This is a genomic window from Luteimonas sp. A501, assembly GCF_054052085.1.
Window position 1 is genome coordinate 444,024 of record NZ_JBSVRI010000002.1, and the last position, 24,680, is coordinate 468,703.

At 69.4% G+C, this 24,680-nt stretch carries 24 protein-coding genes and 1 tRNA gene; 10 read left to right on the forward strand and 15 right to left on the reverse strand.

Translation table 11 applies throughout. The features are described from left to right. Positions 1–44 precede the first annotated feature (44 nt). The 3 genes from ACW7G5_RS08590 (at position 45) to ACW7G5_RS08600 (ending at position 6,322) form a co-directional block, all read left to right on the forward strand. The gene (locus tag ACW7G5_RS08590) at positions 45–2,318 is read left to right on the forward strand and encodes a TonB-dependent receptor (RefSeq protein ID WP_457003597.1); all 2,274 of its coding nucleotides are present in this window, start codon (positions 45–47) and stop codon (positions 2,316–2,318) included. 118 nt (positions 2,319–2,436) lie between these two features. Next, complete coding sequence (locus ACW7G5_RS08595) at positions 2,437–5,781, forward strand: hybrid sensor histidine kinase/response regulator (RefSeq protein WP_457003599.1); 3,345 nt, start codon at positions 2,437–2,439, stop codon at positions 5,779–5,781. A 52-nt stretch (positions 5,782–5,833) separates the two neighbouring features. Next, on the forward strand, positions 5,834–6,322 hold the full coding sequence (locus ACW7G5_RS08600) for an NUDIX hydrolase (protein WP_457003601.1): 489 nt from the start codon (positions 5,834–5,836) through the stop codon (positions 6,320–6,322). Between the two features lie 9 nt (positions 6,323–6,331). Here the strand turns inward: ACW7G5_RS08600 and ACW7G5_RS08605 are convergent, their stop codons facing one another. Then, positions 6,332–7,003, reverse strand: a complete 672-nt coding sequence (locus ACW7G5_RS08605; protein ID WP_457003603.1) for a response regulator — start codon at positions 7,001–7,003, stop codon at positions 6,332–6,334. A 21-nt stretch (positions 7,004–7,024) separates the two neighbouring features. Next, positions 7,025–7,858: a 3-hydroxybutyrate dehydrogenase gene (locus tag ACW7G5_RS08610; RefSeq protein ID WP_457003604.1), complete on the reverse strand. Its 834-nt coding sequence runs from the start codon at positions 7,856–7,858 to the stop codon at positions 7,025–7,027. 103 nt (positions 7,859–7,961) lie between these two features. On the opposite strand from ACW7G5_RS08610, the gene ACW7G5_RS08615 reads away from it, so the two are divergent. The 7 genes from ACW7G5_RS08615 to ACW7G5_RS08645 all read left to right on the forward strand — a co-directional run bounded on the left by ACW7G5_RS08615 (position 7,962) and on the right by ACW7G5_RS08645 (position 14,562). Next, entirely contained in the window at positions 7,962–9,836 is a 1,875-nt protein-coding gene (locus ACW7G5_RS08615; RefSeq protein WP_457003606.1) for a 3-hydroxybutyrate oligomer hydrolase family protein, read from the forward strand. 240 nt (positions 9,837–10,076) lie between these two features. Then, positions 10,077–10,709 carry a CDP-alcohol phosphatidyltransferase family protein gene (locus tag ACW7G5_RS08620; protein ID WP_457003608.1) on the forward strand — a complete coding sequence of 211 codons (633 nt, stop codon included), beginning with the start codon at positions 10,077–10,079 and terminating at the stop codon, positions 10,707–10,709. Between the two features lie 59 nt (positions 10,710–10,768). Then, positions 10,769–12,166: a class III poly(R)-hydroxyalkanoic acid synthase subunit PhaE gene (phaE, locus tag ACW7G5_RS08625; RefSeq protein ID WP_457003984.1), complete on the forward strand. Its 1,398-nt coding sequence runs from the start codon at positions 10,769–10,771 to the stop codon at positions 12,164–12,166. A 1-nt stretch (position 12,167) separates the two neighbouring features. After that, positions 12,168–13,232: a class III poly(R)-hydroxyalkanoic acid synthase subunit PhaC gene (gene phaC / locus ACW7G5_RS08630; RefSeq protein WP_457003609.1), complete on the forward strand. Its 1,065-nt coding sequence runs from the start codon at positions 12,168–12,170 to the stop codon at positions 13,230–13,232. Next, positions 13,229–13,429 carry a PspC domain-containing protein gene (locus tag ACW7G5_RS08635; protein ID WP_457003611.1) on the forward strand — a complete coding sequence of 67 codons (201 nt, stop codon included), beginning with the start codon at positions 13,229–13,231 and terminating at the stop codon, positions 13,427–13,429. Before phaC ends, ACW7G5_RS08635 begins: the two co-directional genes overlap by 4 nt. Before the next feature lie 11 nt (positions 13,430–13,440). Then, positions 13,441–13,905 carry a hypothetical protein gene (locus ACW7G5_RS08640; RefSeq protein WP_457003613.1) on the forward strand — a complete coding sequence of 155 codons (465 nt, stop codon included), beginning with the start codon at positions 13,441–13,443 and terminating at the stop codon, positions 13,903–13,905. A gap of 252 nt (positions 13,906–14,157) precedes the next feature. Continuing rightward, complete coding sequence (locus tag ACW7G5_RS08645; protein ID WP_457003615.1) at positions 14,158–14,562, forward strand: hypothetical protein; 405 nt, start codon at positions 14,158–14,160, stop codon at positions 14,560–14,562. Positions 14,563–14,574: 12 nt separating this feature from the next. Here ACW7G5_RS08645 and ACW7G5_RS08650 read toward each other — a convergent pair whose 3' ends face one another. The 13 genes from ACW7G5_RS08650 to ACW7G5_RS08710 form a co-directional block, all read right to left on the reverse strand. Continuing rightward, positions 14,575–15,372 carry an NRDE family protein gene (locus ACW7G5_RS08650; protein ID WP_457003617.1) on the reverse strand — a complete coding sequence of 266 codons (798 nt, stop codon included), beginning with the start codon at positions 15,370–15,372 and terminating at the stop codon, positions 14,575–14,577. A 275-nt stretch (positions 15,373–15,647) separates the two neighbouring features. Continuing rightward, positions 15,648–15,734 (reverse strand) — tRNA-Leu (locus tag ACW7G5_RS08655). Between the two features lie 52 nt (positions 15,735–15,786). Further along, positions 15,787–16,398: a cysteine dioxygenase gene (locus tag ACW7G5_RS08660; protein ID WP_457003619.1), complete on the reverse strand. Its 612-nt coding sequence runs from the start codon at positions 16,396–16,398 to the stop codon at positions 15,787–15,789. An 82-nt stretch (positions 16,399–16,480) separates the two neighbouring features. Continuing rightward, positions 16,481–17,596 carry a homoserine O-acetyltransferase MetX gene (gene metX / locus ACW7G5_RS08665; protein WP_457003621.1) on the reverse strand — a complete coding sequence of 372 codons (1,116 nt, stop codon included), beginning with the start codon at positions 17,594–17,596 and terminating at the stop codon, positions 16,481–16,483. A gap of 81 nt (positions 17,597–17,677) precedes the next feature. After that, positions 17,678–18,751 carry a tetratricopeptide repeat protein gene (locus ACW7G5_RS08670; RefSeq protein ID WP_457003623.1) on the reverse strand — a complete coding sequence of 358 codons (1,074 nt, stop codon included), beginning with the start codon at positions 18,749–18,751 and terminating at the stop codon, positions 17,678–17,680. Beyond that, complete coding sequence (locus ACW7G5_RS08675; protein ID WP_457003625.1) at positions 18,751–19,230, reverse strand: cytochrome c-type biogenesis protein; 480 nt, start codon at positions 19,228–19,230, stop codon at positions 18,751–18,753. The genes ACW7G5_RS08670 and ACW7G5_RS08675 overlap by 1 nt, the downstream gene beginning before the upstream one ends. Continuing rightward, positions 19,227–19,817 (reverse strand): DsbE family thiol:disulfide interchange protein, encoded by a 591-nt coding sequence (locus tag ACW7G5_RS08680; RefSeq protein ID WP_457003627.1) that lies wholly within the window; start codon positions 19,815–19,817, stop codon positions 19,227–19,229. The genes ACW7G5_RS08675 and ACW7G5_RS08680 overlap by 4 nt, the downstream gene beginning before the upstream one ends. Further along, complete coding sequence (locus tag ACW7G5_RS08685) at positions 19,814–21,742, reverse strand: heme lyase CcmF/NrfE family subunit (RefSeq protein ID WP_457003629.1); 1,929 nt, start codon at positions 21,740–21,742, stop codon at positions 19,814–19,816. The genes ACW7G5_RS08680 and ACW7G5_RS08685 overlap by 4 nt, the downstream gene beginning before the upstream one ends. Further along, positions 21,743–22,231 (reverse strand): cytochrome c maturation protein CcmE, encoded by a 489-nt coding sequence (ccmE, locus tag ACW7G5_RS08690; protein WP_457003631.1) that lies wholly within the window; start codon positions 22,229–22,231, stop codon positions 21,743–21,745. It abuts the gene before it with no gap. Continuing rightward, positions 22,228–22,404: a heme exporter protein CcmD gene (ccmD, locus tag ACW7G5_RS08695; RefSeq protein ID WP_457003633.1), complete on the reverse strand. Its 177-nt coding sequence runs from the start codon at positions 22,402–22,404 to the stop codon at positions 22,228–22,230. The genes ccmE and ccmD overlap by 4 nt, the downstream gene beginning before the upstream one ends. Further along, positions 22,401–23,165, reverse strand: coding sequence for a heme ABC transporter permease (locus tag ACW7G5_RS08700; RefSeq protein WP_457003635.1), 765 nt, complete (start codon positions 23,163–23,165; stop codon positions 22,401–22,403). The genes ccmD and ACW7G5_RS08700 overlap by 4 nt, the downstream gene beginning before the upstream one ends. Before the next feature lie 164 nt (positions 23,166–23,329). Next, positions 23,330–23,773 (reverse strand): azurin, encoded by a 444-nt coding sequence (gene azu / locus ACW7G5_RS08705; protein ID WP_457003637.1) that lies wholly within the window; start codon positions 23,771–23,773, stop codon positions 23,330–23,332. Positions 23,774–23,855: 82 nt separating this feature from the next. Beyond that, entirely contained in the window at positions 23,856–24,677 is an 822-nt protein-coding gene (locus tag ACW7G5_RS08710) for a c-type cytochrome (RefSeq protein ID WP_457003639.1), read from the reverse strand. Positions 24,678–24,680: the final 3 nt, after the last annotated feature.

Below are 24,680 nucleotides of genomic sequence, written 5' to 3' on the forward strand. Positions count from 1 at the left end.
ACGCGGCAATCGGCCGCGCGCTACCAGCATTTCCCGGGGACCCCATGAAGCCTGCCAAGATCCGCGCCACCTCACTCAGCCTGGCGATCGTCGTGGCCCTGGCCGCGCCCACCCTGCATGCGCAGGACGCCGTTCCGGCCCAGGCCCAGCCCGCGAGCAGCGCCACCGACCTCGACACCATCACCGTCACCGCCCGCCGCCGCGTCGAGTCCATCCAGGACGTGCCGGTCGCGGTCAGCGCGTTCGGCGAGGAAGAGCTGAAGGACCTCCAGGCCAGCGACGTCAGCGGCCTGCAGGGCGCGGTGCCCAACCTCAACATCGTCCAGGGCCGCGGCTCGGCGAACAGCGTCAACGTCTTCATCCGCGGCATCGGCCAGCCCGACGCGCTGCAGAGCTTCGACCCGGGCGTGGGCATGTACGTCGACGACGTCTACTACTCGCGCATCAACGGCTCGATGTTCTCGCTGTTCGACGTCCAGCAGGTCGAAGTGCTGCGCGGCCCCCAGGGCACGCTGTACGGCAAGAACTCCACCGGCGGCGCGATCAAGATCACCACCCGTGATCCCTTCGAGCACAGCGGCGGCGCGGCCGAGCTGACGATCGGCGACTACGGCCGCCAGGAAGTGCGTGGTTACGCCAGCGGCCAGCTGAGCGACACCGTCGCCGCGAGCGTCGCCGTGGCCTCGATCCGCAACGACGGCTACGTGCGCGACACGGTCACCGGCCGCCACTACAACAACGACGACACCCAGGCCATCCGCGCAAAGATCGCGTTCCAGCCCAGCGACACCTTCCGCGCCACGCTGTCGTTCGACCACACCGAGCAGGACGCCGCGCCGACCATGGGCCGGCCGATGGCGCCGCTGCTGCAGACCGACCTGGGCTACCCGCTCATCGGTCTCCCGGGCACCGTGGTGCTGCAGCCGGGCGAGACCGGCGAATGGAACCACCGTTCGCAGACCTCGTTCCTGCCGCCCGGCCACGGCCAGAAACTTGAGCATTCGGGCGCCTCGCTGTCGATGGAATGGGATGTCAGCGAGCAGTGGCTGCTCAAGAGCATCACCTCGCATCGCCGCCTGAAGACCGACTCGTTCATCGACATCGACGCCAGCGAGTTCGAGCTGGGCGACGTGCTGGTGTCGCTCGACCAGGAGCAGACCAGCCAGGAATTCCAGCTGCAGTACGACAACGGTGGCAATCTGCAGGCGACGTTTGGCGCCTATTACATGCGCGAGGACGTGCCGTCCTACCAGGAAGCCTATGCCGACGACCTGTTCGCGCTGTTCGGCGCGCCGGTTCCCTTCCTGCGCACCATCGACGATGACCTGACCACCACCAGCGTCGCCGCGTTCGCCCATGCCAACTGGGAGTTCGCGCCGACCTGGAACCTCGCCGGTGGCGTGCGCTGGACGCGCGACGAGAAGGAATACGACCGCACGACCAGCACCTTCTGGGGCGGAGGCTTCGAGGGCATCAACGAGACCGTGGCATTCAAGGCCAAGGCCAACTGGACCGCGGTGACGCCGTCGGTGAGCCTGCAGAAGGCTTTCAGCGACAACCTGATGGGCTATGTGTCCGCCAACCGCGGCTTCAAGTCCGGCGGCTTCAACGGCCGCGCCAACACCGTCTATGACACCCAGAACGCGAAGTTCGATCCCGAGTACGTCTGGACCTACGAGCTCGGCCTGAAGGCGAGCTCCAGTGACGGCCGCCTGCGCGGCAGCGTCGCGGCGTTCAAGAGCGACTACAGCGACTTCCAGGCGCGCGTCTCGCAAGACGTCGGCACCTTCCCGGTGCTCAACGCGGCCGAGCTCGACATCATGGGCATCGAGTTCGAGGGCAGTGCGCGCTTCGGCGAAGCCACCGTGCTCAGCGCGCAAGTCGGCTGGCTGGATGCCGAATACGACCGCTTCGACGATTTCCGCCTTGATCCGACGTATCCCGGCTTCGATCCCAATCTCAACCACGACCACGTGCCGTTCTCGCCTGACATGACGGCCCGCATCGCGCTGCAGCAGGGCTTCTCGCTGGGCGATGGCGGCCACCTCGGCGTCGGCGTGGATGCCTCCTACCGCAGCAAGACCTGGCTGTCGGTGGACAACCGCGCCGTGCTGAGCCAAGGCGCGTACACGCTGCTTGGTGCGTTCGGCGTGTGGGACTCGCCGCAGTACGTGTGGCAGGTCCGCGCCGGCGTGCGCAACCTGACCGACGAGGTCTACAAGACCGAAGGCCAGGAGTTCGCCAGCGTGGGCAACATCCAGACCGCCTACTACGGCCTGCCGCGCAACTGGTACATGTCGGTGCGTTACAACTTCTGATCGCCCTGTATCCAGGCGGTGATCACGGCGGCGGGCTTCGGCCCGCCGCTGCGTTATTCTGGGTCCGGTTGAGCGGGGACAGGCGCTTTGGGGACACAGGCTTGAGAGGCTGGCGGCAATGCTGAGCGTCGGCGTGGTGGTCGCGGCCGCGGTGCTGTGGCTTGCGCTGCTGTTCGGCGTCGCGGTCTATGCGGAGCGCCGGCCGGGAACGCTGGCGCGGCACTGGCGCCACGTCTATGCACTGTCGCTGGCGGTGCACTGCACCTCGTGGACCTTCTACGGCACGGTCACCCAGGCCGCGCGCTACGGCTGGCCGCTGCCGCCGACCTTCCTCGGCGCGATCGTGTTCTACATCGTGGCCTTCGCATTCATGCTGCGCCTGGTGCGACTGGCGCGCGAAAGCAATGCGACGTCGATCGCCGACCTGATCGCCACCCGCCTGGGCAAGGATCCGTGGCTTGCCGCGGTGGTCACCCTGGTTGCATTGCTGGGCATGGTTCCGTACATCGCGCTGCAGCTGAAGGCGGTGACGATGAGCTTCGCCACGCTGACCACGGGCGGCGAAGTCGGTGCGGCGATCGCGCCCTGGCGCGACGGCGCGCTGTACGTGGCGCTGGCGATGGCAGTGTTCGCGATGGCCTTCGGCACCCGGCGCGCAAGCGCGGCCGAGCACAACCGCGGCCTGGTGCTGGCGATGGCTTTCGAATCGCTGTTCAAGCTGGTGGCGATGCTGGCGCTGGGTGCGCTGGTCTGGTTCGGCCTGGGCGAGATCGAAGTCGCGAAGGTGCCTTCGCCGCCGGCGCCGGTGGGAGGTTTCATCCCGCTGGTGCTGCTGGGCGCGCTGGCGATGTTCATCCTTCCGCACCAGTTCCACGTCGGCGTGGTCGAATGTCGCGACGAGCGCCACGTACTCACCGCACGCTGGCAGTTTCCGCTGTATCTGGTGTTGATCGCGCTGCCGACGCTGCCGCTGGCGCGAGCGGGCACGGCGTTGCTGGGCGACAGCGTGCCGCCGGACATGTACGCGCTGGCGCTGCCGGCCGCGCTGGGCCACCACGGGCTGGCGCTGTTCGCGTTCCTTGGCGGTCTGAGTGCGGCCACCGGCATGGTGGTGGTGAGTACGCTGGCGCTGAGCCTGATGATCGGCAACCACTTGTTCACGCCCGGCCTGCTGCGCGGCGCGTGGTCGGCCGGGCGCGGAGGCGACGACCGCCGCGGCGCGGTGCTGGCGTTGCGCCGCGCAGGCATCCTGGGCGTGATGCTGCTGGCCTGGGCCTACAGCCGGGTGATCGGCGGCAACCAGTCGCTCGCCGACGTCGGCGCGGTCTCGTTCTCGGCGCTGGCGACGCTGGCACCTGCGCTGTTCTGCGCCGTCTGGCGCACGCGCACGCCGGCGGTCGCGGCAACGTGGGGAGTGCTGGCCGGATTCCTGGCCTGGGCCTGGGTGACGCTGGCGCCGATGCAGGTCGAGCTCGCCGGTGGCAGTGGCGACTGGCTGGCGGCCGGTCCCTTTGGAATTGCATGGCTGGCGCCGGACACGCTGTTCGGGCTGACCGGCTGGAGCCGGCTGGGGCGGGCGGTGGGCGCCAGCCTGTTCGTGGGTGCGGCGACCATGCTGGTGCTGTCGGCCTGGCTGTCCTCGCCGGATCGCGACGTGGCGCGCGGCTCCGACCTGCGTACGCTGCGCCAGGCCGGGCGGCGCTTCCTGCCAGTGCGTGCGGTGGATGAGTTGCTGCGCGGCGCGCCGCACAGCGGCCCGGTGCCGGTGCTGATCGAGGCGCGCTTCGAGCGCGAGCTGGCCGCGGTGCTGGGCAGCGCCTCGGCGCGATTGCTGCTTGACGCCGCGCGTCGCGAGGCTGGCCCCGACCTCGACACCGTGGCCGAGATCGTCGGTGAAGCCTCGCAGGACCTGCGCTTCAACCAGCGCGTGCTGCAGGCGGCGCTGGAGAACATGAGCCAGGGCATCAGCGTGGTCGATCGTGAGCTGCGGCTGGTGGCATGGAACCGGCCGTATGCGGAGCTGTTCGGCTATCCACCGGGGCTGCTGCGCATCGGAGTGCCGGTGGCGGAGCTGGTCTCGCACAACCTGGGCCGCGGACTTGTCGGCGATGTCGGTGCGCGTGTCGAGGGCGAGTCCGCAAAGCGCCTGGGGCACATGCAGGCCGGCACGCCCTATGTCAGCGAACGCGTGTTCCCGCACGGTGGCATGGTCGAGATCCGCGGCAACCCGATGCCGGGCGGCGGCTTCGTCGCCACCTTCACCGACGTCACCGCCTTCCGCCGCACCGAGGCCGAGCTCAAGCGCAGCAACGAGACGCTGGAGCAGCGCGTCGAGGAGCGCACCGCCAGCCTCGACCAGGCGCGGCGCGAAGCCGAGCGCGCCAACGAGGCCAAGAGCCGCTTCCTGACCGCGGTCGGGCATGACCTGCTGCAGCCGCTGCACGCGGCGCAGCTGTTCACCGACGCGCTGGCCGAGCAGGTGCAAGGTCGGCAGAAGGCTTCGCTGGGGCAGATCCGTGGCGCACTGGACTCCACCACCGACCTGCTCACCGGCCTGTTCGACATGGCACGCCTGGAGGCCGGCGGGCTGGTGCCGCAGCCGCGCGACTTCCCGCTGGCCGAAGTGCTGGAGCCGCTGGCCTCGGAGTTCCGCGCGCTGGCCGAAGACCGCGGCCTGCGCTTCGACCACGTCGCCAGCGATGCATGGACGCACAGCGATCCGCAGCTGTTGCGCCGCGTGCTGCAGAACTTCCTTGCCAACGCGGTGCGCTACACGGGGCAGGGCCGCGTGCTGCTGGGCGTGCGCCACGCGGGCGGCCAATTGCGGATCGAAGTGCACGACACCGGTCCGGGCATCGACATCGGGCAGCAGGCGCTGATTTTCGAGGAGTTCCGCCGTGGCGAAGGCGTGGGCGGGCAGGGGCTTGGTCTGGGCCTGGCGATCGCCGAACGCATTGCGCGGCTGCTGGGTTCGAGCGTCGAGCTGCGCAGCCGTCCAGGCGTCGGCACGGTCTTCGCCATCGCGCTGCCAACGGTCGCCACGCCGGCCGAAGCCGCCGCTGTCCCGGCCACGCGGGCGGGACTGGGCGGCGCCCACGTGCTGCTGCTCGACAACGACCCGATGGCGCTGGAGTCGCTGGCAGCCCTGCTGCGCGGCTGGGGCTGCAGCGTCGACCTCGCCGCCGATGCAGGGGCGGCGCTCGCCGCGCATGCCGCGCGTCCCGCCGACCTGTGGCTGCTTGACTACCACCTCGATGACGGCCAGACCGGCATCGGCGCCTGGCTGCAGCTGTCGGCGCGCCATGGTGCCGTGCCCACCCTGGTACTCAGCGCCGACGCCACCGATGCGGTGCGCCGCGAAGTCGCCGAGCATGCCCTGGGCCTGCTGCAGAAGCCGGTGCGGCCGTTGGCGCTGAAATCGATGCTCGGCCGCATGCGGGTCAGGCCCGGGTCTGCGGGCTGAGCGCCTACAATCACCGGCTGTCCACAGTCCACAGCGCGCATTCCGCAGTCCGATGCCCTATACCCCGATCCTGGCCACGCTTGGCTACGTGCTTTCGCCCGACCGCCGCCGGGTGCTGATGGTCCATCGCAACGCGCGTCCCGGCGATCAGCATCTGGGCAAGTACAACGGGCTGGGCGGCAAGATCGAAGCCGACGAGGACGCGCTTTCCGGCATGCGTCGCGAGATCCGCGAGGAGGCCGCGATCGAATGCACGCAGCTGCAGCTGCGCGGCACCATCAGCTGGCCGGGCTTCGGCAAGCACGGCGAGGACTGGTTCGCCTTCGTCTTCCTGGTCACCGGGTTCACCGGCACGCCGCCGGCGTCGAACCCGGAAGGCACGCTGGAATGGATCGACATCGACCGCGTGCTCGAGCTGCCGCTGTGGGAGGGCGATCGCCACTTCGTGCCGCTGGTGTTCGACAACGACCCGCGCGCCTTCCACGGCGTCATGCCCTATCGCGAAGGACGCATGCAGTCCTGGGCGTTTTCCCGCATCTGAGCGCGCAGCTCAGTCGGCGCGTTCGACCTGGCGCGACGGGTCGCTGAGCTCGAGTTCGCGCAGGATCACGCCGGCCTGGGTGCGGTTGCGCACGCCGAGCTTCTCGAAGATCGCCGACAGGTGTGCTTTCACCGTGCGCTCCTGCACGTCCAGGCGGTCCGCGACCTGCTTGTTGAGCAGGCCCTGGGCGACCAGTGCCAGTACCCGGAACTGCTGTGCGGTGAGGCTGGCCAGGCGCGCGGCAAGGTCCGTATCGCCAGGCGTGGATTGCGCGCGCGCAACAGCACCGCGCAGCGCCGGCGGCAGCCATTCCTCGCAGGCCAGCACGCTGCGGATCGCGTCGCGCATTTCGTCCAGGCCGGCGCTCTTGGGGATGTAGCCGGCGGCGCCGTGGTCGAGCGCGCGGCGCACCACGCGCGGGTCTTCGTTGGCCGAGACCAGCACCACCGCGACAGCCGGGAACTGCGCCCTGATCGCGGCCAGGCCGGCCAGCCCGTGGTTGCCGGGCATGTGCAGGTCCAGCAGCACCAGGTCGATGTCGGGGCGCGATTCCAGCGCCGCCAGGGTGGCGTCAAGCGTTCCGGCCTCGATGGTTTCGGTGCCGGCCTCGGCCTCGACCGCGGCGCCACGCATGGCGGCGCGGAACAGCGGGTGGTCGTCGGCGATGAGCAGGGTGGCCATGGGGCGCGGGTTCCGGGTCTGCTACTGCGCCGTCCAGCCCCCGTCGACCGGGAACGAGGCGCCGGTGACGTTGTGCGCCTCGCGGCGACACAGCCAGGTGGCGAGCGCGCCGATCTCGGCGGGCAGGGTCATGCGCAGGCTGGGCTGCTTCTCGGACAGCAGCGCGCGCACGCCTTCGTCGCGGCTGCCGCCGTTCCGGCGCGCCTCGATCTGCGGCTCGATCAGCGGCGTCTCCACCCAGCCCGGGCAGATGCAGTTCACGGTCACGCCGCCGCTGTCGCGGCTGCCGGTCGCGGCGTATTCCAGCGCCGCCACCTTCGACAGGCCGACGATGCCGTGCTTGCTGGCGACGTACGGCGCCTTGTCCTTCGAGGCCACCAGGCCGTGCACGGAGGCGATGTTCACCACCCGCCCGAAGCCGCGCGCCGCCATCCCCGGCATGGCCAGGCGCATGGTGTGGAAGGCGGCGCTGAGGTTGATCGCGATGATCGCGTCCCACTTGCCGATCGGCATGTCGGCCAGCGGCACCGCATGCTGGATGCCGGCGTTGTTGACCAGCACGTCGATGGGCGACCAGGCGTCGATGTCGGCCATCATCGTGGCGATGGCTTCGGGATCGAGGAGATTGGCGTCGAAGTGGCGGACGTCGCTGCCACCGGCGGCCTGCACGGCGTCGAGCGCCGCTTTGACCTGGGCGTCGTCGCCGAGGCCGTTGATCGCCACCCGCGCCCCGGCTTCGGCCAGCGAGCAGGCGATGGCAAGGCCGATGCCCGAGGTGCTGCCGGTCACGAGCGCCGTGCGCCCGGAAAGAAAGGTGTCGGTCATGTCGGCGTGGCCTGGGGGAAGGATGTCCACGGTAGCAAATCCATGTGCCGCTCCACTGCGTACGAAAGTACGATGCCGGTCGGACCGGGCGCTGCTACGGTGCCTGCATTCCCTGCTCAAGAAGGTGGCGCGCGTGCGCAAGACTACGGACCCGACCCCGACCGCATCCGGGACGCGCCTGCTCGCCTTGGCGGCGCTGGCCGCCGCCGTGATCACCGCCGGCTGCGCTTCCACCGGCACGCGCGACATGGCCGGCGACGCGACCACGGAGACCCTGATGTTCGAACACCAGCGCAGCAGCACCCATCGCGACGGCGACGACCTGCTCACCGCCGGGCTGGGCATCGACGGCCTGCGCCAGATGGTGCCTCCGGCCTTTGCCGACGCCGAAGCGCCGACCGTCGCCGAGCTCCGTCGCCGCGCGCTGTGGAGCAACTGGCGCGGCATCGCCGACCTGGGGCCATCCGGTGGTTATGGCGAGCTCTACGGCAGCGTCGCGGCGGTGCCCGGGCGCGAGTTCTCGGGCTACGCCACCGTTCCGGGCGCGAAGCATCCGCACCGCGTCCTGGTGCAGCTGCCCGATGCCTTCGATGCCGCCAAGCGCTGCGTGGTGGTGACAGCCTCCTCGGGTTCGCGCGGCATCTACGGCTCGATTGCCGTCGCCGGCGCCTGGGCCCTGCCGCGTGGCTGCGCGGTGGCCTACACCGACAAGGGCGCGGGCAGCGACTACTTCGACCTCGACGCCGGCATCGGCTTCGGCGCTGATGGTCGCGCGGTGGCCATCGGCACGGCCGATGACATCGCCTTCGTGCCCGATGCCGCGGGCGCCGCCACCGGCGTCGCCTTCAAGCACGCGCATTCGAAGGACAATCCGGAGGCCGACTGGGGCCGGCACGTGAAGCAGGCCGCCGAGTTCGCGCTGCAGTCCCTGGACGAGGCCCTGCCGGCGCAGGCGCCCTTCACCTTCGACAACACGCGGGTGATCGCGGTCGGTATCTCGAATGGCGGCGGCGCGGTGCTGCGCGCGGCCGAGATCGAGGGCGACTGGCTCGACGCCGTGGTGGCGGGCGAGCCCAACGTCCACGTCGATGCGCCCGGCGCGCGCACTCTGTACGACTACACCACCGAGGCCGCGCTGCTGATGCCCTGCGCGCTGCTGGATATGGAGAACCTGCCGCAGCCGCCGCTGCTCGACCAGGTCCGGCCGCTGTACGCGGCGCGCTGCGCATCGCTGGCGGCCGAGGGCCTGCTGCCGGGTGCCGATACCGCGAGCCAGGCGCGTGCGGCGCATGACGCGCTGCGCGACGCCGGCTGGAGTGATGAAGCGCTCCGCGCCGGCGCGCTGTCGGCGGGCTTCGACCTGTGGCGCGCGGTGGCTGCGACCTACGCCAGCGCCTACGGCCGCTACGGCGTGGGCGAGGGTCCATGCGGCTTCTCGTTCGCGGCCCAGGGCGCCGATTTCATGCCGCGCGCGGCCACGGCCGCCGAGCGCGCCGCCTGGTGGCCCGAGGCCAGCGGCATTCCCCCGGGTTCGGGCGTGGGCCTGGTCGACGCCGGCCTGGCGCCGCCCGACCTCACGCTCAAGGGCTTGCAGTGCCTGCGCGCGCTGTGGACGGGTGATGGCGCGGACGCCGAACGGGTCCGCTCCGGCATCGCGGCGACCCGTGCCGCGCCACCGCGTGCCGGGCTGCCGGTGATCGTGGTGCACGGCCTCGACGACGGCCTGATCCCGGTCGCGTTCAGCAGCGCACCCTACGTCGCCCAGGCCCGCGCCGCCGGCCGCGACGTGCGCTACTGGCAGGTGCGCAACGTGCAGCACTTCGACGGCTTCCTGCCGCTGCCCGACTACGGCGCGCGCTACCTGCCGCTCTTGCCCTATGTGTACGCGGCGCTGGACCGCGTCGACGCCCACCTCGATGGCGCGCCGCTGCCGGTGGATGCGGTGGTCGAGGCGATGCCGCGTGGGGCAGGGGTGTTGGAGGCTTCGCACCTGGCGGTTCCGCGCTGAGATTGATCGGGGGCAGGACGCACGACGGGGTGCGGTCACGGTGAATGAGCGGACCGGTCATACGATGGGGTGTCGGGCACACGAAGCAGATGCCGGTCGCAGCTATAGCTGCTCCTACACAGCGGCCTGTGCCGGTGTGGGAGCGGCTATAGCCGCGACTCGGGGCTTCCGGTTGCGACTACTCCACGCCAACGGCGGATTTGGCATGCTGGCAGTCCTTTTCCCCGCGACGGAGCGGCGATGACCCGGCAGCGCCATTTCTCGATGATCCGCGACTTCCACCTCGCCGACTGGTTCACCCTCGCCAACGCCGTCTGCGGCACCGGTGCGATCTTCGCGGCCATGCGCTACCTGCAGGAGGGCGCGGGGGCGAACGGCATCCGTGACCTGATGCTGGGCATGGCGCTGATCCCGCTGGCCTTCGTGTTCGACGCGCTGGACGGCCGCGTCGCGCGCTGGCGCAAGGTCGCGTCCACCCTGGGCCGCGAGCTGGACTCGCTGGCCGACGTGATCTCCTTCGGCGTCGCCCCGGCCGCGCTCGGCTACGCCTGCGGCCTGCAGGGCGGCTGGGACTGGGTGATCCTGAGCTACTTCGTCGGCTGCGGTGTCAGCCGGCTGGCACGCTACAACGTCACCGCCGAGACTCTGGCCGATGGCGGCGACAAGGTGAAGTACTTCGAAGGTGCGCCGATTCCGAGCAGCGTCGGCATCGTCCTGCTGCTGGCCGTGGCCGCCTGGCAGGGCGCACTGGGCAGCGATGTGTGGTTTGGGCAATGGCAGCTTGGTCCGTGGCAGCTGCACCCGCTGGTGCTGGTGTACGCGCTGTCGGGCTCGCTGATGATCAGCAAGACCATTCGCATCCCGAAACCCTGACCGCGCAGGCACCGCCATCCGCGGTTGCTATGATCGGAGCGAACAGACGGAGGCGCGTGATGTCGGGGAATCCACGGGACGATTTCGAATCACTGGCACGGCGCTATTGGGCCGCGTTGGGCGACGCGTTGCGGAATGCGGTGCCTGGTCCCGGTGGAGTGCCGGGCATGGGAGGAATCCCGGGCATCGGCGGCATCCAGGGCATGGGCGGCATGCCCGGCATGGGCGGTCCGCAGGCCGTGCCCCCGGGCGCGGAAGCGTGGCAGGAATCGCTGGACTGGTGGACGCGGCTGGCACATGGCGACCACACCGGGACCAACGATGCCCTCGCGCATTTCAACAGCCAGGCGCGGCAGTGGTATGCGCGGATGCAGGAAGTCGCGGCGCGATTTTCCGGCCAGGAATCGAGCGCGGCCGACGTGGCCCGTGCCTGGAAGGAGGCGCTGGGAGCGGCCGGTGGGAACCCGTTCCCGGAGATGCTGCGCACGCTGCGCGGCAACGGCTTGCAGGGCCTTGAGCAGTGGATGGAGGACGCGTCGCCGTGGCTGGATTCGCTCCGCGACGAAGGCCTCTCCTGGCTGCGGATGCCGGCCTTCGGCGCCGACCGGGAAAAGCAGGAGCGCGCACAGGCGCTCGCGGCCCACGTGGCCGAATACCAGCAAGCGTCCAACGCTTACAGCGCGTTGATGCTCAAGGCCCAGCAGGAAGCGTTCGCCATCTTCGAGTCGAAGCTGATCGAACGCGAAGAGCCCGGCCGCCAGCTGCAGTCCGCGCGCGCGCTGTTCGACCTGTGGATCGACGCCGCCGAGGAGGCTTATGCCGTGATCGCGCTGTCGCCCGAATTCCGCGAGGTCTACGGGCGCCTGGTCAACGCGCAGATGCGCGTGCGCGCCGGGGTGCAGCGCATGGTCGAGGAAGCCTGCGCGCAGTGGGGCATGCCCACGCGCAGCGAGCTTGATGGTGCGCACCGCAAGCTCGCACAGCTCGAGCGCGAGGTGCGGAAGCTGCGTGATGCGGTGGCACAGGGGCAGGGCAGCGGCGCACCGGCAGGCACTGTGAAGCAAGCTGCCAGGAGCGCGGCGTCGCCGGTCGTGAAGCGCGCGGCGGACAGCGTTGTCAGGAGTGCGGCAACGCCCGTGGCCAAGCGGGCTGCCAAGCGCACGAAGCCCAATGTCGGGAAACGTCCCGCGGCCGCCGCCCTCGCGAAGGGCGCGAAGAAGGCGTTCCGGTCATCTGCCGGTAGCTTCGGCGGCGCGATAGCCGGTGCGGTGCCGCGCGCGCCGGAACCGATCGGATCGAAGCCGGAGTCAAAGTCGACGGCGACGGTCTCGAAGAAGGCGGCGAAGAAGGCCGTTAAGAAGGCGGCAAAAAAGGCGGCAAAAAAGGCGGCGAAGAAGTCCGCGAAAAAAGTCGCCAGGAAAACAGTGACCGGCACTGCGAAGAAGGGGAAGCGCTGACATGTACGGTCCGCTCAACATCACCCCGGCGGGACTCGCCGAAGAAGCGATGCGGCTGCAGCAGAAGCTCGCCGCCGGCCTGCAGGTGCTGCGCGAGGTCGATGACGTCGACTTCGGCGCCACCGAAAAACAGGAGGTCTGGCGCGACGGCAAGGTCGTGCTCTACCGCTTCATCGGTGATCGCGTACCCACCGCGAAGGTGCCGTTGCTCATTGCCTATGCGCTGGTCAACCGCCCCTACATGGTCGACCTGCAGGACAACAAGTCGCTGGTTCGACAGCTGCTCGCGCGCGGCGAGGACGTCTACATCATCGACTGGGGCTACCCGGACCGCTCCGACCGCTTCCTCACCTTGGAGGACTACATCGAGCGCTTCATCGGTGGCGCGGTGGACCACCTGCGCGCGGAGTACGGCCTGGATGGGGTCAACCTGCTCGGGATCTGCCAGGGCGGCGCGTTCTCGCTCAGCTATGCCGCGCTCAATCCCGGCAAGGTGCGCAACCTGATCACCATGGTCACGCCGGTGGATTTCCACACGCCGGACAACATGCTGTCCAACTGGACCCGCGGGATGGATGTCGACCTGTTCGTCGACACCCTGGGCAACGTGCCCGCCGACCTCATGAACATGTGCTACCTGACGCTGAAACCTTGGCGGCTGTTCGTCCAGAAGTACGTGGGCATGGTCGACATCCTCGACGACAAGGCGGCGATGGAGGACTTCCTGCGCATGGAGAAGTGGATCTTCGATTCGCCCGACCAGGCCGGCGAAGCCTTCCGCCAGTTCATCAAGCAGTTCTACCAGGGCAACGGGTTCGTCAAAGGCGGCATCGATATCGGCGGCCGTGAGGTACACCTCGGGCTGATAGACATGCCGGTGCTCAACATCTATGCCGAACAGGACCACCTGGTGCCGCCGTCGGCGTCCAGGCCGCTCGGCGGGCTGGTCGGCACCAGCGACTATTCCGAACTTTCTTTCCGCGGTGGCCACATCGGCATCTACGTTTCCGGCCGCGCGCAGAAGGAAGTCCCCGGCGCGATCCACGAGTGGCTGGGGCAGCGATGAGCGCGGACCGGCCCAGCCTCAGCCGTCCGCTTGATGACCGCGTGCTCGCCGGCGTGATCGGCGGCCTTGCGCGCCGGTTCGGTTGGAATTCCACCCTGCTGCGCGTGCTTTACGTTGTGTTTTCGGCGCTGTCGATCGCGTTCCCGGGCATCCTCGTGTACTTGGTGCTGTGGCTGTTGATGCCCGAAGACGGTTAGCCGCGTCCGCAATGCGCGCGCTTCGGTTGACCGCCGGCGCGCTGGGCATGGCGTGGACGCTGCCAAACACCATGATCGGCTTGCTGGTGGGCGTGGCCGCGCTTCCATTCGGCGCGCGCGGCAGCCTGCGCAGTCGCGATTTCGCGCTGGTCTTCGATGGCGTGCCGTGGGGCCCCGGCGGTGCGATGACCCTGGGCAACGTGATCCTGCATACCGGTGACAGCATCGACTGCGATTGCATGACCTACGCGCATCGTGCGGGACTGTGCGAGCAGCCCGCGGTGCGGCTCGCCGATCACGAGCGCGCCCACGTGCTGCAATACATGGTGCTGGGCCCGCTGTTCCTGCCGCTGTACTTCGCGTGCGGCGGGATTGGCGTGCGCAACCGCTTCGAGCGCGCGGCCGACCGCTATGCGCTCAGCGGCCGCGGCTGGTGGCCTTGGCCGGCACCGCCGACGAACGGTCGCCTCGATTGACGCTCCCATAACAGGAGCTGCGCTATCGTCGCAGGCGTCGAAGAAAAAGCGGAAAGGCTCCGGCCCGTACGCAATCGCTTCGACGACGAAAGGCTCAGCCGACCAGGGAAACCTGGACGACTGAGCCTTTCACATGTACGTCCCATACGGGTTTTCCCGAGGCGCGTCCGGGATGGTTGAAGCGCTAGTCTGGTGGCAATGGGATCTGGCCGCACGACTGGCCGGCCTGGCGAACCCGGAGAGCGAACGCCCATGAGTCCTGCCCGCCTGCGCGCCGACGTCACGCCCTGGTCGTTCCTGCTGCCGATGCTGCTCGCGGTGGCGGGCGGCATCCTGCTTGCCGACATCGTCCGTCACGTCACCGGTGCCGCCTTCGGTCCCGAGGAGCGGCAGCAGCCGACGGTCGCCGCCGTTGCAAAGCCGGATCAAGGCGACGGCGATGACCAGGACGACATGCATTCCGAAGAAACCGGGCGGGTCGAGGTCGGTGCCTCCAGCGGCGGTGGCGTGGTGCTGCTGCCCGGGCCGTCGACCGCGATGCGCGAAGGGGCCGATCGCGCCTGCATCAACGACACCATCGCCATGCGCCGCCCGAATGGTTGGGAACAGGGCCTGGAAGACAATGCGCCGCTGCGCTGCCGCGCAAGCTCGCCCTGACGCGCCAGGCCTTCAAGACCGCGGTCGCGGCACGAAGGCTAGGCTGCTGCCCAGCACGATCGCCCTGGGTCCGAAGCGGCGCTCCGCGAACACGAAGCCATCCTCGCCGACCAGCACCAGCGTGCTGCAGCGCGTCCCGTAGTCGTCGCTGCTGACGAAGGGCGGCGACAGCCTCCGTTCCAGTTCCAGGCCGATGCCGGTGTCGGGCAGGGCATCGTCGGGCGCCAGCGTGGTATCGGCGAGCGCGGTGAACAGCGGTTCCAGCGACTCGGGGGCGGACAGCGGATCGAGCTTCGACAGTCCGGATTCCAGCCACGACGCCAGCGCGTGCGTGGCCAGCCCGCTCTTGGGCCAGGCGGCGTCGAAGGGACCGTTGGACATGGCGTGCAGGCCCGGTTCCACCAGCGCATGGGCGGCCGCCGGCCGGTTGCTCGCAAAGGCCAGGCGGGTGCCGTCGAATGCCAGCAGGTTGAATGGCCCGAACTCGTCCGCGCGTTCATCGAGCCCGGCGGTGAACTCCGGTGCGCCCGCGGTTCCACGTACGAAGTCGCGCACCAGCCAGCCGCGCGAGCGCGGCGCCGCTTCTGTTTGCAGGCCGTTGCGGACATTGGTGACCGCCGCCAGGCGGCCGGAGGTGGAGACCTGCAGCCAGCCGCCACCCTGCACCAGGTCGCGGCCACCGTAGACCGCGGGATCGCCAGGGTCGAGGCCTGCGGCCGCAGTCGGCCGCGCGTGGGCCTCGTCGCGGTTGGCGGCGATGGCCAGCGGATAGCGGGGATGCTGGCGCCATGCGAGCGCAATCAGGCACATGCGGCCATGGTAGCGGCCTGGCGGATGCCGCGCCGGGCGCGTGGCCACGGGAGGCATGAAAAGAGGCGCCGGCCCAGCACCGTGGCCAATGGCCACGGCCGTAACTCCGTGTAGGCGGCGCTCCATCCGTTGGTGCGCTGTGCTGCCGGTCAGCACAGGATCGCCGCAAGCAAGGTTTGCCGGTATCGGCGTGCGTCCCGAATCAGGGTAGGAAAATTCCTACCCCTCCCTGAAGGCCGTGGGCTGCACCTCGTGGAACGCGCACAAGCAGTATCTGGTGCCGAAGGTGGGACTCGAACCCACACGGTTTTAAGGCCGGCGGATTTTGAATCCGCTGCGTCTACCGATTCCGCCACTTCGGCGCGGGCGGCAAGTATAGCGGCTGCGTGCCGCCTGCCGGTACGCCTGCGTCGCTCAGGCGGCCACGTCGGTGTGCAGCGCATTGTCGCGGCGCGCGTACCACTCGCCGGCGACAGGCTCGAAGCGCGAGCACAGCTCCAGCGGCGCCTCGTAGACGTGCAGGGAAATCGCGATCGCATCCGGGTCGGCGTTGCGGATGGTGTGGTATTCGTGCGGCGGAATGAGGCTGCCGGCGCTGCCCGGGCCAGCCTGGATCCCGCCCGCGGAGCGGAAGCGGAAGCGTTCGCCGTCGCGCTCGAGCAGCTCGTACTGGTTGATCTCCAGCTCGCCTGTCCAGACGCCCTCCACGCACCAGCAGCCGGCATGGTCATGGATCGGCGTGCCCTGGCCCGGCCCCCAGGTCATTGCGACCACGCTGTAGCCGTGCCTGGCGCTGCGGTACAGCTCGCGGCGGGCGTAGTGGTCGGTGACCGGTTCATGGATGAAGGCGGGCAGGCGCACCGCGGGATCGCGGATCACCCCGCACATGAACTTGCGCAGCGCGGCAGTGACCGCATGGCCGTCGCCCGCGCCGACTGCTTCGTCGATGCCGGCGACCAGCAGCTCGCGGCCGGGGAAATCGATGTCGGGCAGCGCGTCGGGGGCGCGTTCGCTGGGCTGGGTCATGGCCCGAGTGTACGACGCCCGGGGCTGGCGGGTCGCCGCGCTGCAGCATGCGCGGCGTGTTCCGCAGGCGCGGTGCGCGGGCTCAGAGCCCACCCAGGAAGTCGCCGATCGCCGGGGAGAAACGCGCGAAGTCGACCAGGAAGGCGTCGTGACCCTGCGGCGACTCCAGCGGCAACAGGGTCGAATCGGCGCCGCCGGCGCGCAGGCCGTCGGCGATCTCTTCCTGTTGCTGCAGGGGGAACAGGATGTCGGTGTGGACGCCGATCGCCAGCGCACGCTCGACGCGGATGCGCGCAAGCCCTTCCGCCGTGGTGCCGCCACAGGATTCGCCGATATCGAACCAGTCCATGCAGCGGCTGAGGTACAGATAGCAGTTGGGATCGAAGTTGCGCACGAAGCGTCGCGCATGCGCTTCCAGGTAGCTTTCGACCTCGAACTCGAGGCCGAAGGGGTCTTCGTCGTCGCGGCGGTCGGAATCCAGGCGCACGCGCCCGAAGCGGCCGTCCCATTCCAGCGCCGAACGGTAGGTGATCACGCCGAGCTTGCGCGCCATGCGCATGCCGCTGTCGGGATAGCGTTCTTCGCTGTAGTCGCCGTTGTTCCAGTGCGGGTCCAGGCGGATGGCCTCGCGCTGCAGGGAGCGGATCGCGATCGAAAACGGCAGCGCGCGCGCGGCGCCGGAGACGTTGACGTGGCTGCGGGCGATGCCCGGGTGGCGCGCAAGCAGCGCCAGCGACGCCATGCCGCCCATGGAGTTGCCGATTACGCAGGCCAGGCGCTCGATGCCGAGCGCATGCACCACGTGCGCGGCGCTGTCGGCAATGTCCTCGATGGCGACGTCGGGGAACGACAGGCCATGGGCCCGACCGGTGGCGGGATCGATCGACGCCGGGCCGCTTGAACCTTTGCAACTGCCGAGCGCGTTGATGCAGACCACGTGCCAGCGGTTGGTGTCGATCGCCTTGCCCGGCCCAAGCATGGCCTCCCACCAGCCGGGCGCCGGGTTGTCGGCACTGGCGGCTGCGTGCGCGTCCGGCGACAGGCCGGCGAGGATGAGGATCGAGTTGTCGCCCGCGGCGTTGCGGGTGCCCCAGGTCTCGCAGGCGATGCGTCCGTGCAACAGCTCGCCCCCACGCTTCATGGCGAATGGCGAGGGGAGGTCGATGAAGCGCGTGCCGGGCGGGATGAATTCGGTCATGGCCGCAAGTTTAACGGCCGCCGCCGCGCGTGTCGGGCGGTACGGGTCCCATCCAGGGATGTCCGGCACGTCAAGCGCGGGTCACTCCGCGCCGAGAACCAGCTCGATCACCGCGGCATTTGGCAGGGAGACGCGGACGGGCGCGGATTCGATGTCGCCGGCACTGCGTTCGACGGTGCCGGACGCGGAGATGCGCGCTGAAACCAGGGCGGCGTCGAGCTGCGACAGAAGCTGCGTCGGCATCGGGCTGTCGGCGTCGTCGAGCACGATGTCCAGCGGCAGCGCAGACACGGGATGGCGTTCGGCGGCCACCGGCATCGGCGGACCATCGGGGTCACGCGCCATGACGAACACGATGCCTTGGCCGCCGAGCCGTTCCGCGAGCCCGGGGGCGAGCGAAATGCGCACGCGCAGGCCGCCGGATGATGCCCCCTCCGAGCCTTGGCCCGCAGCAGTTGCGACTGGCGGCGTGGCGGCGGCCGCGGTTGCCGGGGGCAGGCCCGCTGCCGCGCGCGCATCGGCGATCTGCGTGCGCAGGCTGGCGGCGGTGGCGGGGTCGACCTCGTCCAGCATGGCTTCCCAGGTTGCGACCGCTTCCGCGTCCATGCCGCGCTGGCGCTGGGCAACGCCTATGAACCAGCGTGCGCGCTGGTTGGATGGCTGCAGCGTTGCGGCGCGCTGCAGCAGGACCAGCGCATCGTCTTCGAACAGGTGCTGCGGATGGGCCTGGGCGCTGGCCTGCGCGAACTCGACCATCAGCGCCGGCTCGTCGGGGACCAGCTCGAGCGCCTTTGCATACGCGTCCCGCGCGCCGGCCGCATCGCCCTGCACCGACAGCGAGCGGGCGAGGAGCGCCCAGCCTTCCGGCTGTCGGGGATTGCGTTCGAGCTCGGCGCGCAGCTGGTTCACGGCTTCGGCGAATTCGGCGGGATCGGCGTGGGCCGCGTCGCCGCCGGCCATCGCCACCGGCGCACGCGCGGCCGGATCAAGCGCGGCGGGCGTGCCCAGGAGCTGGTACAGGCCGACTGAAAGCAGGGGAACCACGGCCAGCACGGTGAGCCAGGTGCGCGGCGAATCGCGGCGCAGCGGCGCGGCGACCATTGCGGTGGCCACGAGTGACCCGAACAGCACGACAAGCATGAAGACAACGGTCATTACCACTCCTGTCCGTCGTCGACGGGATCCAGCGCGACGCGGTTGCGGGCCGCGCGCTTGCGCACCACCACCACCAGGACCACGGCACCGCCAAGCAGCACGATCCCCGGTCCCAGCCACAGCAGCAGCGTGCCGCCGCCGAACTGCGGGCGATAGAGCACGAACTCGCCGTAGCGATCGACCAGGAAGGTCTTGATCTCGGCGTCGCTGCGGCCTTCGCGCATCAGGTTGAAGACTTCGCGGCGCAGGTCGTGCGCGATCGGCGCGTCGGAGTCGGCCAGCGACTGGTTCTGGCACATCACGCAGCGCAGCTCGAGGGTCAGCTCGTGGAAGCGCCGTTCTTCGGCGCGATCGCGGAACTCGAGGGGCTGCGCAGAGCGCGTGGCCTGCGCCGAAACGGGTACGGGCACCAGTGCCAGCGACAGTGCGACCAGCAGCAGCGCCAGCAGCCCGCCGGCAAGCGTCATGCGCATGTTCATCCGCCGGCCTCCATGGCTTCGACCATCGGTGCAACCACGGTGTCGATGATTTCGTCGGTCACAGGGCCCACGTGCTTCCAGCGCACGATGCCGTCGGCGTCGACCAGGAAGGTCTCGGGCGCACCATAGATGCCCCATTCGATCGCAGCGTTGCTTTCGTAATCGGTGACCACGACCCAGTACGGGTTGCCGAACTGCTCCAGCCAGCGCAGCGCGTCCTCGGGCTCGTCCTTCCAGTTGTAGCCGACCACGCGGATCCTCTTTGTTTCCGCGTAGCGCGCCAGCACCGGGTGCTCGACCTGGCAGGCCGGGCACCAGCTGCCCCAGACGTTCATCAGATAGGGCTTGCCCTGCAGCTCCGCGGTACCGACGCGGTAGCTGGGATCGTGCAGCACCGGCAGCGAGAACTCGGGCGCGGGCTTGCCGATCAGCGGCGAGGGCAGGGATTCGCGATCGGGGCGATCGGAGCGGCTCACGCCCCAGCCCAGCAACACCAGCAGCAGCAGGAATCCGCCGAACAGGGCCACGGTCAGGAGCTTGCGGCTACCGCCGTCGGCATCGGCACCGGGAGGCAGCGGCGCGTTCATCGCGCCTCTTCCTTCTTCAACGGCAGTCGGAAACGTCGGTCGCAGGCGGTGACCAGGCCGCCCAATGCCATCAGCAGCGCTCCCGCCCAGATCCAGCGGATGAAGGGCTTGATGTGCAGGCGGACTGCCCAGGCGTCGCCGCCCAGCGGCTCACCCAGGGCAACGAAGATGTCGGCGCGGACGCCGGCGTGGATGCCGGCATCGGTCATCACCTGGCCGCCGCTGGCGTAGGCGCGCTTCTCGGGATGCAGGAGCACCAGGGGCTTGTCGTCGCGGAACACCTGCACCAGGCCGCGGTCGGCCATGTAGTTCGGTCCCGGCACCTGCTCGACGCCGTCGAAGCGGAACGCATAGCGGCCGATGGTCTGGGTCTCGCCCGGCGACATCGGCACTTCGCGCAGCACGTTCTGCGCCTCGACCAGCATCGCGCCCAGCACGAACACCGCTACGCCGAGGTGGCCCAGCACCATGCCCAGCATTTCCGGAGTGAAGCTGCGGCCCTTGGCACGCACGCGCGTCCACGCGAAGCGCAGAGTGCCCAGTGCGACCCAGGCCGCGGCGCCCACGCCGAGGCCGGTCTTGAGAGCGCCCTGCGGCGCCTTGAACCAGGCGATGACGCCCAGAAGCACGGCCAGGCCGAGCCAGGGCGCAAGCATCGCCAGTGGCTTCGAGGCCTGTTCCTGCTGCCAGCGCGTCAGCGGCCCGAACGGCACCAGCATCACCAGCGGAGCCATCAACACCAGGAACAGGGTGCCGAAGTAGGGCGGCCCGACCGAAACCTTGCCCAAGTCCAGCGCGTCGGCGATCAGCGGGTACAGGGTGCCCAGCAGCACCATCGCGCAGGCGGATGCCAGCAGCAGGTTGTTCACCAGCAGAAGGGTCTCGCGGGAGGAGGCCGCGAAGGGCTTGCCCTGCGCCAGGCGCGGCGCGCGGGTCACGTAGACCAGCAGCGCGCCGCCGATCACCACGCCAAGGAACACGAGGATGAAGAGGCCGCGCGAAGGGTCGGCGGCGAAGGAGTGCACGCTGGTCAGCACGCCCGAGCGCACCAGGAACGCGCCCAGCAGCGACAGCGAGAACGCCGCGATCGCAAGCAGCATCGTCCAGCTGCCGAAGCTGCCGCGCTTCTCGGTGACCGCCTGCGAATGGATCAGCGCCGCGCCCACAAGCCAGGGCATGAAGCTGGCGTTCTCGACCGGATCCCAGAACCACCAGCCGCCCCAGCCGAGTTCGTAATAGGCCCACCAGCTGCCCATGGCGATGCCGACGGTGAGGAAGGCCCAGGCGACGTTGGTCCACGGCCGCGACCAGCGCAGCCAGCGCGCGTCCACCGCGCCTTCCAGCAGCGCCGCGATCGCGAATGCGAACGGCACCACGAAGCCGATGTAGCCGATGTACAGCAGGGGCGGGTGGATGATCATCCCCGGGTCCTGCAGCAGCGGGTTGAGGTCGTGCCCCTCGGCGACCGCCGGCAGCAGGCGCTCGAACGGATTGGAAGTGAAGACCATGAACGACAGGAAGCCGACCGCGACCAGGCCGATCACGCCGAGCGCGCGCGCCCGGAAGCTCCACGGGATGCGGCCCGATGCCATGGCGACCGCCGCGTTCCATACCGCCAGCATCAGCGCCCACAGCAGCAGCGAGCCTTCGTGAGCGCCCCAGACCGCGGTATAGCGATAGACCAGCGGCAGCAGCGAGTTGGAGTTGTCGGCCACGTACTTGACCGAGAAATCCTGCATTACGAAGGCCAGGGTCAGCAGCACATACCCGGCCAGGACCAGCACCAGCTGCGCGAGCGCCGCCGGCCGCGTGACCGCGGCCAGGTCCTCGCGTCCGCGGGCCGCGCCGACGAGGCCGGTAATGCCCTGGAGGACCGCGAGTACCAGCGCCAGCGCGAGAACCGCCTGGCCGATCTCGGGCAGCACCTAGAGGGCGCCTTCGGGCTGCTGCGCGGGCACGTCGACGTTGTGCTTCTCGTGCGCCAGACCCATTTTGTCGGCCACTTCCTTGGGCACGTAGGTCTCATCGTGCTTGGCGAGCACGTCTTCGGCGACGAACGTGCCGTCGGCGCGCATGCGGCCGGTGGCGACCACCGATTGGTTCTCGCGGAACAGGTCCGGGAGGATCCCCGAATACACCACCGGCATCAGCGCATCGCCGTCGCTGACCATGAAGCGCGCTTCCATCGAGCCGGGCGTGCGTTCGAGGGAGCCGTCGGCAACCATGCCGCCGAGGCGGAAGCGGGCCTGCCCCGAGGCCACGTCGGTGCCGGCGCGGCCGTCGAGGATTTCGGCCGGAGTGAACAGGTAGGCGACATTGCGCTGCAGGGCCATGGCCACCAGCACCGCGACCAGCGTGGAGGCGGCGACGATAGCGAGCACGAACCAGAGGCGTCGGCGGCGGGTGGGGTTCATCGGCCAAGCTCCGTGGAACGGTCGGGTCGGGTGGGGCGCGCGGCCTTGCGCGCGGCAAGCCGACGCGCGGCGCGCAGCTGGCGTGCGATGGCGAGGCGCGGGGCAATGAAGTCCCAGGCCAGCATCAGGGCGAACACCGCGTAGGCGGCGATGACATATTCTCGATAGCTCATGCGTGCGCCCCGGCCTTGGCCGCCGCGGCGAGCCGGCGGACCCAGTCCTTGCCGCCCTCGCGCTGCAGGTTGTCGGCGCGTGCGCGCGCCAGCAGCGAACCGGCGAACCAGAGCTTGGTGCCGATCAGCATCCACACCAGCGGCGGCATCATGCTCGGGTCCATCGAGGACTCGCCGAACACGCGGATGGTCTGGCCCTGGTGCAGCGAGTTCCACCACACCACCGAGTAGCGGATGATCGGAAGCATCACCACGCCGACCAGGGCCAGCAGGCCCGCGGCGCGCGCGGCGGTGCGGCGGTCGTCGATGGCCTGGTAGAGCCCGATCACGCCCAGGTAGAGGAACAGCAGCACCAACTGGCTGGTCAGCCGCGGATCCCAGTCCCACCAGGTACCCCACATGGGCTTGCCCCAGATCGAACCGGTCACAAGGGTGACGACGGTGAAGGCGGCGCCGATCGGCGCGCAGGCCATGGCCAGGATCTCGCAGAGCTTGATCCGCCAGATCAGCGCGATCGCGGAGTAGAGCGCCATCAGCCCGAACACGAGCAGGCTCATCCAGGCCGCGGGCACATGGATGTACAGGATGCGGAAGCTGTCGCCCTGCTGGTAGTCGGCGGGCACCTGGAACAGCGCTCCGTACACGCCCCAGGCCATCACCAGTGCGCCCAGCGCGTAGCCCCAGGGAGACCATCTGGCGGCAAAGCGGTCAAAAGAGGGTGGTGAGCCGAGTTGATGGAACCAGCGGATCACCGGATTCATGTCGGACATCGTTTCCGCTGGGAGGAGGTGGGGCTGGCCCGCGATTCGCCGGCTCAAAGGGCCTGCCGGGCCTTCGCCAGACAGGCCATTCTTTCAGGTTTGGCCCCCCGGGCCAAGCACGCGGAACGGCATCGCGTCGTTCCGCGAAGGTACCCGGCGGCGCCTTATTTCAGGGTAATGGTGCCCTTCATGAGCGCCGAGTGGCCGGGGAAGCTGCAGAAGAACGAATTCGGGCCGGCGCCGAGCTTGGCGACCGGGAAGGTCACCGAAGTGCTTTCGCCACCGCCGATGAGCTTCGAGTGCGCAATGACGCGGCTGTCGCCGGCCTTGACGTAGTCCGCGGCCGCGCCGGCCTTGATGCCGTCGGCGTCGATGCCCTTCATGTCCGACGTGGCGGCGATCACCACGTTGTGGCCCATGGCGACCTTCGGCAGCTGGCCGGTGTGCTTGAGGTTGATGGTGAAGTCCTTGCAGCTCTTGCTGACGTCGATGTTGGCGACGTTGAACTTCATTGCGTCGTTGCCTTCGATATCGACCGCACAGGTCGCGGCCATGGCAGCGGGGGCGCCGAGGAGGAGGGCGGAAGCGAAGAGGATCTTGCGAAGCATGGTGAGACTCCAGGGAGTGCGGGGATGGTGTGTAACTGCCATTACATGATACCCCCGGACACCGAACGCGCCCTGACCTGGGTCAACGCGGAAGCGATGACAGCCATGCCGCCACGGCCTGCACGCTGTCCTGGTCGAGGTGGTGGGCGGCGCCGCTCATGATGAAATCGGTGGTCAGGCTGGTGTGCTTGCCTTCCTGGTATTCGGCAATGCGCGCCATCAGGTAGGCGTTGCGCTGGCCGCGCAGGGACGGGTAGGCGGCATAGGGCGTAAAGCCTGCGGCGTCGACCTTGTAGGCGTCCGGATGCCCGCGTGCGTCCTCGCCATGGCAGGCCTGGCACGGCGGAATACCGGCCGCCGGGTCGCCGGAAAGGTAGAGTCGCTCGCCCCGCGCGAGCAGGGCGGGATCAGGCACTTCGGCGTCAGGCCCGGGTTCGGGTCCTTCGGTCGCGGCCGCAGGCGGGCCTGCCGCAGGGAGCCCGGCGTAGTAGATCGAGAGGTCACGCATGTCCTCTTCGCCGAGTTCGGCCACGATCGCCGCCATCACGCTGTCGCCGAAACCGGTGTCCTTGAATTTGACGAGCTGCCAGTACATGTAGTCGGCACGCTGGCCGGCGATGTCGGGGTACAGGGGCACGACGGAAATGCCGTCCGGTCCGTGGCAGGCGGCGCACAGCTCCGAACGGGCCTGGCCGCGCGCCGGGTCGCCGCTGATCGGTGTGATCCGCCGCAGGTCGAAATAATGCGGTGTCACGGCTTCCGGCATGCTCTCCACGGCGGCGGCCACCGCTTCCGGTGCGGGTTCGTCCGCCACCGGTTCCGCCGGCGCCGATGCGGTTGGCGCAGACGCATCCTGTGCCAGGGCGCCGGCCGCGGTGGCCATCACCACCGCCGCTGCAAGCATCAG